This window comes from Klebsiella sp. PK01, from assembly GCF_057624675.1.
This window is the reverse complement of the sequence record NZ_JBYEZM010000003.1, coordinates 720533-732241: the sequence shown is the minus strand read 5'-3', so window position 1 is coordinate 732241 and position 11709 is coordinate 720533. Positions and strand designations below refer to the sequence as shown.

Genomic DNA, 11709 nt, shown 5'->3' with positions numbered 1-11709 from the left:
CGGAGTGCTGGCCATCTTCTATAAGGTGGCGATTGGCTCGGGTATCGCGCCGCTGGTGATCTTTATGGGCGTCGGGGCGATGACCGATTTCGGCCCGCTGCTGGCCAACCCGCGCACCCTGTTGCTGGGGGCGGCGGCGCAGTTCGGGATCTTCGCCACCGTGCTCGGGGCGCTGACGCTGAACTACTTCGGCTTCATCTCCTTCACCCTGCCGCAGGCGGCGGCCATCGGCATCATCGGCGGCGCCGACGGCCCGACGGCCATCTACCTGTCGAGCAAGCTGGCGCCGGAGCTGCTGGGGGCCATCGCGGTGGCCGCCTACTCCTACATGGCGCTGGTGCCGCTGATCCAGCCGCCGATCATGAAGGCGCTGACCAGCGACAAAGAGCGGAAGATCCGCATGGTGCAGCTGCGTACGGTGAGCAAACGCGAGAAGATCCTCTTCCCGGCGGTGCTGTTGCTGCTGGTGGCGCTGCTGCTGCCGGACGCCGCGCCGCTGCTGGGGATGTTCTGCTTCGGCAACCTGATGCGCGAAAGCGGGGTGGTGGATCGTCTGAGCGATACGGTGCAGAACGCGCTGATCAATATCGTCACCATCTTCCTCGGGCTGTCGGTGGGAGCCAAGCTGGTGGCGGACAAGTTCCTGCAGCCGCAGACGCTGGGGATCCTGCTGCTGGGCGTGATCGCCTTCTGCGTGGGCACCGCCGCCGGGGTGATCATGGCGAAGCTGATGAACGTATTCAGTAAGCACAAGATCAACCCGCTGATTGGTTCCGCCGGGGTATCGGCGGTGCCGATGGCGGCGAGGGTGTCCAACAAGGTGGGTCTGGAAGCGGACGGGCAGAACTTCCTGCTGATGCACGCGATGGGCCCGAACGTGGCCGGGGTGATCGGCTCGGCGATCGCCGCCGGGGTGATGCTCAAGTACGTGCTGGCGATGTAGGCCGGCGTCCATCCCGGATAGCGGCTGGCGCCTTATCCGGGCTACCCGTCCGCTCCGGTTTGTAGCCCCGGTAAGCGCAGCGCCACCGGGAGAGGTTCCCGGATGGCGGCTGGCGCCTTATCCGGGCTACCCGTCCGCTCCGGTTTGTAACACCGGTAAGCGCAGCGCCACCGGGGAGAGGTTCCCGGATGGCGGCTGGCGCCTTATCCGGGCGACCGGTCCGCTCCGGTTTGTAGCCCCGGTAAGCGCAGCGCCATCGGGGAGAGGTTCCCGGATGGCGGCTGGTGCCTTATCCGGGCTACCGGTCCGCTCCTGTTTGTAGCCCCGGTAAGCGCAGCGCCACCGGGGAGAGGTTGCCGGATAGCGGCTTACGCCTTATCCGGGCGACCGGTCCGCTCCGGTTTGTAGCCCCGGTAAGCCAGCGCCACCGGGGAGAGGTTCCCGGATGGCGGCTGGCGCCTTAGCCGGGCGACCGGTCCGCTCCGGTTTGTAGCCCCGGTAAGCGCAGCGCCACCGGGGAGAGGTTCCCGGATGGCGGCTGGCGCCTTATCCGGGCGACCGGTCCGCTCCGGTTTGTAGCCCCGGTAAGCGCAGCGCCACCGGGGAGAGGTTGCCGGATAGCGGCTGGCGCCTTATCCGGGCGACCGGTCCGCTCCGGTTTGTAGCCCCGGTAAGCGCAGCGCCACCGGGGAGAGGTTCCCGGAGGGCGGCTGGCACCTTAGCCGGGCGACCGGTGACCCCGTAGCCCGGCCGGGCGCCGCGCGAGCCGGGAATTTTTCCTGAGGAGGCTTTGATGAATGAAACGCTAGTATTACATCCTGCCAGCCGGTCGTCGGCAAAAGAGGGGGTCGTTGATGACGCCCTGGCGTCGCTGGAGGAGCTTGAACAACTGCATCCGGCGCTGAATCTGCTGGCGCACCCGCCGGTCGGCCGTGGCAGCCATGATTTCTTTGTCAGTTGTTATGACGCCGGTATACAGCATGCGCAGAGCGGGGAGGCTGAAACGGTAGCGGCGTTGCTTGATTCGCTGACGCAGGAGCGGCAAAGGAGCGGCCTGCTTTGCGCCGCTGCCGGGCATCTGGATGCGCTGCGTCAGCCGCTGACGCATAATCGTTTATGCGATCTGGCCGGGCAGATGTGCGCCAGCGTGGCGCAGGCTGATAGTGAATCATGCAGCGGTTTCTACACCGTACGCAGTATCTCGCTGCCGGTGTATCGACGATTGCTGCGGGACAACCATGCGCACAGCGTTTGTTTACAGCAGTCGCTGCTGCATTTGCTGGCCTGGAGGAGTGAATCGCCGTGGGCGCGGCAGCAGGCGCAACGGCTGCTGTGGCAGGGCGGGGTTCTCGGCGAGAGAGGGGAGTTCGCGTTACTGACTGACGCTGGATGATGAACTGCGGGAGCGGCAGATCCGCTGGCCATCGTTGTGGTCGTTACTGGCGGTGACCGGGTTTCTGGCCAGATTCCCGGCCGGACCGCTGTTTGCCGATTAATCGCGCTCCCGATAAAGGAGCGCTAAGCGTTAATTTGTCGCCGGGTATTCCTGTACCGCCACGTGCAGGGTGATTTTCTTATCATCGCGCATGATGACCACCGGGATTTCTGAACCCGGGCGAATTTCCGCAACCTGGTCCATGGTTTCCAGCGCCGAAACTGCTGGTTTATCATTCACCGAGATGATCACGTCATTGGCGCGGATCCCAGCCTGCGCCGCCGGGCCATCCGGGGCGACGTCATTCACGACGATCCCCTGGATCTGATCCATGCCGCCGCTCTGCGCATGCATTGGCGCGATCTCGCGGCCGCTGATCCCGATGTAACCGCGGATCACCCGACCGTCGCGGATCAGTTTATCCATGATCTTGGTCGCCAGCTGGAACGGGATGGCAAAGCCAATCCCTTCCGGCGTTTCGCCGTCATTGCTCTTATCAAACGACAGGGTGTTAATACCCATCAATTCACCCAGCGAGTTGACCAGCGCGCCGCCGGAGTTGCCGTGGTTGATAGAGGCATCGGTTTGCAGGAAGTTCTGCCGCCCGGTAGGGTTCAGGCCGATACGACCGGTCGCGCTGATGATGCCCTGGGTGATGGTTTGTCCGAGGTTATACGGGTTGCCTATCGCCAGTACTACATCGCCGATATGCGGAACGCGTTTCGGGTTAATCGGGATGACCGGCAGGCCGCCGCTGGCGTTTATTTTGAGCACCGCCAGGTCGGTCAGGGTATCGGAACCGACTAACAGGGCTTCGAATACCCGTCCATCCTGCAGCGCAATGATTATCTGGTCAGCATCGTTGATGACATGCTTGTTGGTGAGGATATATCCGCGTTGGTCCATGATAACGCCGGAGCCAAGCGTCAGCTGGTTATGGCTGGTGCTGTTCAGCGCGCGGTTATAGACGTTGACCACCGCCGGCGCGGCGCGTCTTACCGCAGCATTATAGCTGGCGGGCGATTCGTCAGCGGTATCGCTCGGCGTCGCCGATGAGAGCTGCCACTGGCGCAGCGAAGGCATCGCCGCCAGCAGAATGCCGCCGACGATTAAACCGATAAGGACTGAACGTAAAAGCTTTCCTGGCATGATGCGAATATCGTTAATTAATGGGCAGGCGCAGCATAGCATGACTTATCCGGACATCGCACGACGCGCGATGTCCGGAAGCAGCCGTCAGCGTAGCAGCAGATAAATGCTTTCGTTACCGCGCAGCACATTCAGCGCGATGACGGCCGGTTTGGTTTCCAGCACTTTACGTAGCTCGGCGATGGAACGCACGCGCTGGCGGTTGAGGCCGATAATCAGATCGTCTTTATGCAAGCCAACCTGCGCCGCCGCGCTGCCTTTATCGACGTTATCGATAGTCACGCCCTTAGTGCCGTCTTTCAGCTGGCCATCGCTTAGCGCCGCTCCCTGCAGGGCCGGGATAATCAGATCGGCGCTGGCGGTGGAAGAAGTGCTCTTATCCAGCGTGACTTCGACGTCCAACGGTTTGCCGTCGCGCAGTAGCCCCAGTTTTACTTTAGTGCCAGGGGCGGTGGTGGCGATACGCGAACGCAGCTCGGCGAAGCTGCTTAGCGGTTTGCCGTTCATGCTGACGATAACGTCGCCGGATTTAATCCCTGCTTTTGCGGAGCCTGAATTGGCCAGGACTTCGCTTACGAAGGCGCCGCGCTGAGCGTTGATATTCATCGCTTTAGCGATATCCGCGCTCATTTCCATGCCTTTAATGCCCAGCAGGCCGCGTTTAATCTCGCCGTATTGAATAAGCTGATCGGCGAGGGTCTTCGCCATGTTGCTCGGGATGGCGAAGCCGATGCCGATGCTGCCGCCGCCCGGCGCCAGAATGGCGGTATTAATGCCGATAAGCTCGCCGTTGAGATTCAGCAGCGCGCCGCCGGAGTTGCCGCGGTTAATTGAGGCATCGGTTTGAATAAAGTTTTCCAGCCCTTCGAGATTAAGGCCGCTACGGCCCAGCGCGGAGATAATGCCGGAAGTGGCGGTTTGGCCGAGGCCGAAGGGGTTGCCGACGGCAACGGCGAAATCGCCGACGCGCAGTTTGTCGGAATCCGCGATGGCGATTTGCGTTAAATTGCTGGGTTTTAAAACCTGCAGTAGAGCGATATCGCTCTGTTCGTCGCTGCCTACCAGTTTGGCATCGAACTCGCGGCCATCGTTCAACTGAATGCTGATTTTCTGCGCCTGGCTTATTACGTGGTTGTTGGTCAGCACGTAGCCTTTGGCGGCGTCGATAATCACCCCTGAACCGAGGCCTTCAAACGGCTGCGCCTGCTCTTGCGGCGCGTTGTCGCCGAAGTATTTTTTCAGCTCTTCCGGCATATTCTGCACCGGCGAGGCGGTGCCTTCTACCTGCACGCTCACCACCGCAGGCAATACTTTTTCCAGCATCGGCGCGAGGCTCGGCAGCGCGCCCTGGCCTGGAACCTGGGTCGGCAGTGATGCCGTCGCCGGAGGCAGGACCGACAACGATAATCCAATGCTTAACGCTAACGCACTCAACAGCAAAGTCTGTTTCTTCATTAGATGCTGGCTCTCGTAACCTGAGGTGTATGGAAAAAACGTCCGAATGATTTGATGTTATTGAATTTTCGACCGGCTAACAATGCGGTCCGTGCTTAAATTGTAGCTGGGATGCAGGGGGAAGACGGGCGCGGAAGGCGCGCCCGGTAAATATTTTTACGCAGACAGCGGGATCAGTCGCGTTTCGCGCCACCGCGCAGCAGGCCGGAGGCGCCTTCAGAGTAGTCGCGCGGCATCTGTACCGGCGCCTGATCGTTGCTGGCTTCGGACTCCGCCAGGCGATTGCGGAACGGATTGGCGTCCGCCATGGCGTCCGGCAGCAGGCTGCTGGAGCTTTTTGCCATGTGCTGATACAGCTGACGGTAGTCATCCGCCATGTTGTCCAGCAGTTCTGCGCTGCGCGCAAAATGGCTGACCAGCTCTTCGCGATACTCTTCAAGCTCTGCTTTATTCTTTTCCAGTTCGAACTGCAGCGCTTGTTGCTGACGCAATTTGCGGTTACCAAAACGCATGGCGACGGCACCGATGATGATACCGACGACTAATCCAATTAGCGCGTATTCCCAGGTCATGAACATCTCCCGTTGTTTTGTGGTTCCGTAGGGTGGCTGTTAGGCTCTCCGCCTGCGCCCGATAGTGCCACTATAACCGCTAATTCCACAGAAGTGGAATCCTGGCGTATCATCGCGTACTGTAGAACCGCCTTTTTTTCGTCAATCGTGCGCTACGGCGCCACGGTTTTCAAGGAATAACAATAAGATCATGCAAAGCCTGTCCCCAACATCGCGTTACCTTTTAGCTCTCAAAGAGGGCAGCCATCAACCAGACGATGTCCAACGAGAAGCGGTCAGCCGACTCGATACCATCTATCGTGAACTGCAGGATAAACCTGTAGCCGCAGCGCCCGCGGGCGGCGGTCTGCGGGCGAAATTCAGCAAACTACTCGGCAAGCGCGAGCCGGCGGCGGAAGCGACCGCCGTACGCGGCCTGTATATGTGGGGCGGCGTGGGGCGCGGCAAAACCTGGCTGATGGATATGTTCTATCAAAGCCTGCCGGGCGAGCGTAAACAGCGCCTGCATTTCCATCGCTTTATGCTGCGCGTGCACGAAGAGTTAACCACCCTGCAGGGGCATAGCGACCCGCTGGAAATCGTTGCCGATCGCTTTAAAGCGCAAACCGATGTGTTGTGCTTCGACGAGTTTTTTGTCTCCGACATCACCGATGCCATGCTGCTCGGCGGCTTAATGAAAGCGCTGTTCTCGCGGGGGATTACGCTGGTCGCTACCTCGAACATCCCGCCGGACGAACTCTACCGCAATGGTCTGCAACGCGCGCGTTTCCTGCCGGCGATAGACGCCATCAAACAGCATTGCGACATTATGAACGTCGATGCGGGGATTGATTACCGCTTGCGCACTTTAACCCAGGCGCATCTGTGGCTGTCGCCGCTCAATGCCGAGACCAACCAGCAAATGGATAAACTCTGGCTGGCGCTGGCGGGGGCCAAACGCGAGCAGATGCCGACGCTGGAAATTAACCACCGGCCGCTGCCGACGCTGGGCGTGGAAAACCAGACCCTGGCGGCGTCGTTCGACACGCTGTGCGTGGATGCGCGCAGCCAGCACGATTACATCGCGTTGTCACGCCTGTTCCATACCGTGATGTTGTTCGATGTGCCGGTGATGACGACGCAGCTCGAGAGCGAAGCGCGGCGCTTTATCGCGCTGGTGGATGAATTCTACGAACGCCACGTGAAGCTGGTAGTCAGCGCGGCGGTACCGCTGTATGAGATCTATCAGGGCGAACGCCTGAAGTTTGAGTTCCAGCGCTGTTTATCGCGCCTGCAGGAAATGCAAAGCGAAGAGTATCTGAAGCAGCCGCACATGCCCTGAATCCAGCCTTCTTCTCAGGTTGAGAAAAACCTGCTGCAAATCACATAAAGGGGTCGATCTTTGGCCCCTACTTCTCTATAATCTTGCGACCCCACGTTACGAGAAGGTTTTTTTTCCCGAAATCTTCTATGTGCTGGCATAGGCTATTCGAAGGGGTAGGTTTGCCGGACTTTGTCGTGTGAACCTCAACTGACTAAACGTTTGGGTGTTCACCAACGTGTAACTTATTTATTTGGGTAAGCTTTTAATGAAAACTTTTACAGCTAAACCAGAAACCGTAAAACGCGACTGGTATGTTGTTGACGCGACCGGTAAAACTCTGGGCCGTCTGGCTACTGAACTGGCTCGTCGCCTGCGCGGTAAGCACAAAGCGGAATACACTCCGCACGTTGATACTGGTGATTACATCATCGTTCTGAACGCAGAAAAAGTTGCTGTAACCGGCAACAAGCGCGAAGACAAAATGTACTACCACCACACCGGCCACATCGGTGGTATCAAAGAAGCGACCTTTGAAGAGATGATTGCCCGCCGTCCTGAGCGTGTGATTGAAATCGCGGTTAAAGGCATGCTGCCAAAAGGCCCGCTGGGTCGTGCTATGTACCGTAAACTGAAAGTTTACGCTGGTAACGAGCACAACCACGCGGCACAGCAACCGCAAGTTCTTGACATCTAATCGGGATTATAGGCAATGGCTGAAAATCAATACTACGGCACTGGTCGCCGCAAAAGTTCCGCAGCTCGCGTTTTCATCAAACCGGGCAACGGCAAAATCGTAATCAACCAGCGTTCGCTGGAACAGTACTTCGGTCGTGAAACTGCCCGCATGGTAGTTCGTCAGCCGCTGGAACTGGTCGACATGGTTGAGAAACTGGATCTGTACATCACTGTTAAAGGTGGTGGTATCTCTGGTCAGGCTGGTGCGATCCGTCACGGTATCACCCGCGCTCTGATGGAGTACGACGAGTCCCTGCGTTCTGAACTGCGTAAAGCTGGCTTCGTTACTCGTGACGCTCGTCAGGTTGAACGTAAGAAAGTCGGTCTGCGTAAAGCACGTCGTCGTCCGCAGTTCTCCAAACGTTAATTGTTTTCTGCTCACGCAGAACAATTTGCGAAAAAACCCGCTCCGGCGGGTTTTTTTATGGATAAAACGGCTGTTATCCACAAAGAAATGGCCTGTTCTTACCACTTTTTCAGCATTTCCAGAATACCCTCACCACAACGTCCGCAAAATCTGGTAAACTATCATCCAATTTTCTGCCCAAATGCTGGTGGTTGTTCATTTTTTAGTTAATCAATGAACATATCGTCGCCGTGCGAATGGGGTTTATACATCTGGCTGGCCATGCGTGGTCGGCAGCAGTAAAAATTCTGAATATACCTGGAGGTTTTCATGGCTGTCGCTGCCAACAAACGTTCGGTAATGACGCTGTTTTCTGGTCCTACTGACATCTATAGCCATCAGGTCCGCATCGTGCTGGCCGAAAAAGGTGTCAGTTTTGAGATAGAGCACGTGGAGAAGGATAACCCGCCTCAGGATCTGATTGACCTCAACCCGAATCAAAGCGTCCCGACGCTGGTGGATCGTGAGCTCACTCTGTGGGAATCCCGCATCATTATGGAATACCTGGATGAGCGTTTCCCGCATCCGCCGCTAATGCCGGTTTACCCGGTGGCGCGTGGTGAAAGCCGTCTGTACATGCAACGTATCGAGAAAGACTGGTATTCGCTGATGAATACCATCCAGACCGGTACCGCGGCCCAGGCTGATGCCGCTCGTAAGCAGCTGCGTGAAGAACTGCAGGCGATTGCGCCGGTCTTTACTCAGAAGCCTTACTTCCTGAGCGATGAGTTCAGCCTGGTCGATTGCTACCTGGCTCCGCTGCTGTGGCGTTTGCCGGTTCTCGGCGTAGAACTGGTGGGTGCTGGCGCGAAAGAGCTTAAGGGCTATATGACTCGCGTCTTCGAACGTGATTCTTTCCTCGCTTCTTTAACTGAAGCCGAGCGTGAAATGCGCCTCGGCCGGGGCTAAATAATGGATGTATCACAGCTGACGCCGCGTCGCCCGTACCTGCTGCGGGCGTTCTATGAGTGGCTGCTGGATAACCAGCTGACTCCGCACCTGGTCGTCGATGTGACGCTGCCAGGCGTTCTCGTGCCGATGGAGTACGCTCGCGACGGCCAAATCGTTCTGAACATTGCGCCGCGTGCGGTGGGCAATCTGGAACTGGCGAATGACGAAGTGCGCTTTAACGCCCGCTTCGGCGGCGTACCGCGCAACGTTTCCGTGCCGCTGGCTGCGGTACTCGCTATCTATGCCCGTGAGAACGGCGCAGGAACGATGTTTGAACCTGAAGCGGCCTATGACGAAGATGTCAGCAGCCTCAACGATGATGACGTCGCGCCTGAGAGCGAAAACGAAACGGTGATGTCGGTGATTGATGGCGATAAGCCGGATAATCACGATGACGATCCTGACGACACGCCACCGCCGCCGCGCGGTGGTCGTCCGGCGCTGCGCGTTGTGAAGTAATGCCTGACAGGCCCTCCGGGGCCTGTTTTTTTGCCTGCCTGCTTTGTTAACCCCGCCACACATCACGCGTCTCGCCACTGGTACTGTTAACGCTACACGTATCCGTTCGGGGAGCAGGAATGTCTTTATTTGCCCAACTAAATTCGCGCATACGCCAGCATGGCGGATTAATTGTCTCCTGCCAGCCGGTACCCGGCAGCCCGCTTGATAACCCGCAGATTGTCGCCGCGATGGCGCTGGCGGCAGAGCAGGCGGGGGCCGTGGCGCTGCGTATTGAAGGTCTGAACAACCTGCAGGCCGTTCGTCCGCTAGTGACGGTGCCCATTATCGGCCTGATAAAGCGCGATCTGCATGAAAGCCCGGTGCGTATCACCCCGTGGGTGGAGGATATCGTCGCGCTGGCGCAGGGCGGGGCGGATATTATTGCCATTGACGGTACGCCGCGTCAGCGTCCGGTACCGGTATCGGGGCTATTGGCGGAAATTCATCATCAGGGAAAAGTGGCGATGGCGGATTGTTCGTCTCAGGCCGATGCCCTGCAGTGCTGGCAGCTGGGCGCAGAAATCGTCGGCACCACTCTTTCAGGCTATACCGCAGAAGAGACGCCGGATGAGCCCGACCTGGCGCTGGTGAAAAGCCTCAGCGCCGCGGGCTGCAGGGTAATCGCCGAGGGACGGTATAATACGCCAGCGCAGGCGGCTGAGGCGATGCGCCACGGCGCGTGGGCCGTCACCGTCGGGTCAGCGATAACCCGCTTAGAGCATATCTGTGGCTGGTATAATACGGCGTTGAAAAAAGCCGTTTCTAATCGATGAAGCATAAAAAAGCCCGGTGGCGTTAACCATCGGGCTTTTATGGGTTGCGACTCAGAATCTAATCAGACTTCAAGATAGTTGAGGATACCGTCTGCCGCTTTGCGGCCTTCGGCAATCGCCGTTACCACCAGGTCCGAACCGCGAACGATATCGCCGCCGGCAAAGATTTTCGGGTTGCTGGTCTGGAACGCGTTGTCGCTGCCTTCCGGGGCGATGATGCGGCCCTGAGAGTCCAGCTCGACGCTATGCTTCGCCAGCCATTCCATGCTGTGCGGACGGAAACCAAACGCCATCACCACCGCGTCTGCCGGCACCACGTGCTCGGAACCGGCGACGATTTCCGCGCGACGGCGGCCTTTCGCATCCGGCTGGCCCATTTCGGTGCGCGCCATTTTCACGCCGCACACTTTGCCGTTGGCATTCACTTCCACGCCCAGCGGCTGGACGTTGAACTGGAATTCGACACCCTCTTCACGCGCGTTTTTCACTTCGCGTTTGGAGCCCGGCATGTTTTCTTCGTCACGGCGATAGGCGCAAATAACGTGCGCCGCCCCCTGACGAACCGAGGTCCGCACGCAGTCCATCGCGGTGTCGCCGCCGCCGAGAACCACCACGCGTTTGCCTTCCATACTGACGAAAGGTTCGTGTGCCGTTTCGCCAAAGCCCATGATCTGTTTGGTGTTGGCGATAAGGAACGGCAGAGCGTCATACACGCCGTTGGCATCTTCGTTTTCCAGCCCGCCGCGCATGGACTGGTAGGTGCCCACGCCCAGAAATACCGCATCGTACTCTTTCAGCAGATCGTCGAGCTGGACGTCACGACCCACTTCGGTATTGAGCCGGAACTCAATCCCCATGCCGGTGAAGATCTCACGGCGGCGGGTCATCACCTCTTTTTCCAGCTTGAACGCCGGGATGCCGAAGGTCAGCAGGCCGCCGATTTCCGGATGACGATCGAAGACGATCGCCTTCACGCCGTTGCGGGTCAGCACATCGGCGCAGGCCAGCCCTGCCGGACCGGCGCCGATGATGGCGACAGTTTTACCGGTTTGCTTCACGCCGGACAAGTCCGGGCGCCAGCCCATCTCAAACGCTTTATCGTTGATATAGCGTTCAATGTTGCCGATGGTCACCGCGCCGAACTCATCGTTCAGGGTGCAGGAACCTTCGCACAGGCGGTCCTGCGGGCAGACACGTCCGCAGACTTCCGGCAGGGTGTTGGTCTGATGCGACAGCTCCGCCGCTTCAAAAATACGCCCCTCGTTGGCCAGCTTCAGCCAGTTCGGGATGTAGTTGTGCACCGGACATTTCCATTCGCAGTAAGGGTTGCCGCAGGAGAGGCAGCGATCCGCCTGCGCCTTGGCCTGGCCTTCTGAAAACGGCTCGTAAATTTCTACAAACTCAATTTTACGGATCTTCAGCGGTTTCTTTGGCGGATCAACACGCTGCAGGTCGATAAATTGGTATACGTTCTGACTCATCTTAA

Annotated in this window: 11 protein-coding genes and 1 pseudogene; 8 read left to right on the top strand and 4 right to left on the bottom strand. The window is 58.5% G+C overall.

Features of this window, described 5'->3' with window-relative positions:
* Nucleotides 1-943, top strand: a 943-nt coding sequence (locus tag AC22LX_RS13180; protein WP_487334013.1) for a sodium ion-translocating decarboxylase subunit beta, incomplete at its 5' end; no start/stop codon positions are given.
* 793 nt (nt 944-1736) lie between these two features.
* Nucleotides 1737-2439: pseudogene (locus AC22LX_RS13175) on the top strand (hypothetical protein).
* Between the two features lie 29 nt (nt 2440-2468).
* Here the strand turns inward: AC22LX_RS13175 and degS are convergent.
* From degS to zapG, 3 genes are all read right to left on the bottom strand, one after another.
* Entirely contained in the window at nt 2469-3527 is a 1059-nt protein-coding gene (degS, locus tag AC22LX_RS13170) for an outer membrane-stress sensor serine endopeptidase DegS (protein WP_015703614.1), read from the bottom strand.
* Nucleotides 3528-3614: 87 nt separating this feature from the next.
* Nucleotides 3615-4982 carry a serine endoprotease DegQ gene (gene degQ, locus AC22LX_RS13165; protein ID WP_487334012.1) on the bottom strand — a complete coding sequence of 456 codons (1368 nt, stop codon included), beginning with the start codon at nt 4980-4982 and terminating at the stop codon, nt 3615-3617.
* 173 nt (nt 4983-5155) lie between these two features.
* Entirely contained in the window at nt 5156-5554 is a 399-nt protein-coding gene (gene zapG, locus AC22LX_RS13160) for a Z-ring associated protein ZapG (protein WP_015369480.1), read from the bottom strand.
* A gap of 190 nt (nt 5555-5744) precedes the next feature.
* On the opposite strand from zapG, the gene zapE reads away from it, so the two are divergent.
* The 6 genes from zapE (at nt 5745) to AC22LX_RS13130 (ending at nt 10223) form a co-directional block, all read left to right on the top strand.
* Nucleotides 5745-6875, top strand: coding sequence for a cell division protein ZapE (gene zapE, locus AC22LX_RS13155; RefSeq protein ID WP_213293013.1), 1131 nt, complete (start codon nt 5745-5747; stop codon nt 6873-6875).
* A gap of 247 nt (nt 6876-7122) precedes the next feature.
* Entirely contained in the window at nt 7123-7551 is a 429-nt protein-coding gene (rplM, locus tag AC22LX_RS13150; protein WP_002918559.1) for a 50S ribosomal protein L13, read from the top strand.
* A 15-nt stretch (nt 7552-7566) separates the two neighbouring features.
* The gene (gene rpsI, locus AC22LX_RS13145; protein WP_000829818.1) at nt 7567-7959 is read left to right on the top strand and encodes a 30S ribosomal protein S9; all 393 of its coding nucleotides are present in this window, start codon (nt 7567-7569) and stop codon (nt 7957-7959) included.
* Between the two features lie 309 nt (nt 7960-8268).
* Entirely contained in the window at nt 8269-8907 is a 639-nt protein-coding gene (sspA, locus tag AC22LX_RS13140; protein ID WP_015369483.1) for a stringent starvation protein SspA, read from the top strand.
* Nucleotides 8908-8910: 3 nt separating this feature from the next.
* Nucleotides 8911-9408 (top strand): ClpXP protease specificity-enhancing factor, encoded by a 498-nt coding sequence (gene sspB / locus AC22LX_RS13135; protein WP_045394985.1) that lies wholly within the window; start codon nt 8911-8913, stop codon nt 9406-9408.
* Between the two features lie 119 nt (nt 9409-9527).
* Nucleotides 9528-10223 carry an N-acetylmannosamine-6-phosphate 2-epimerase gene (locus AC22LX_RS13130; RefSeq protein WP_063447633.1) on the top strand — a complete coding sequence of 232 codons (696 nt, stop codon included), beginning with the start codon at nt 9528-9530 and terminating at the stop codon, nt 10221-10223.
* A gap of 62 nt (nt 10224-10285) precedes the next feature.
* Here the strand turns inward: AC22LX_RS13130 and gltD are convergent, their stop codons facing one another.
* Nucleotides 10286-11704 (bottom strand): glutamate synthase subunit GltD, encoded by a 1419-nt coding sequence (gene gltD / locus AC22LX_RS13125; protein WP_015369485.1) that lies wholly within the window; start codon nt 11702-11704, stop codon nt 10286-10288.
* Nucleotides 11705-11709: the final 5 nt, after the last annotated feature.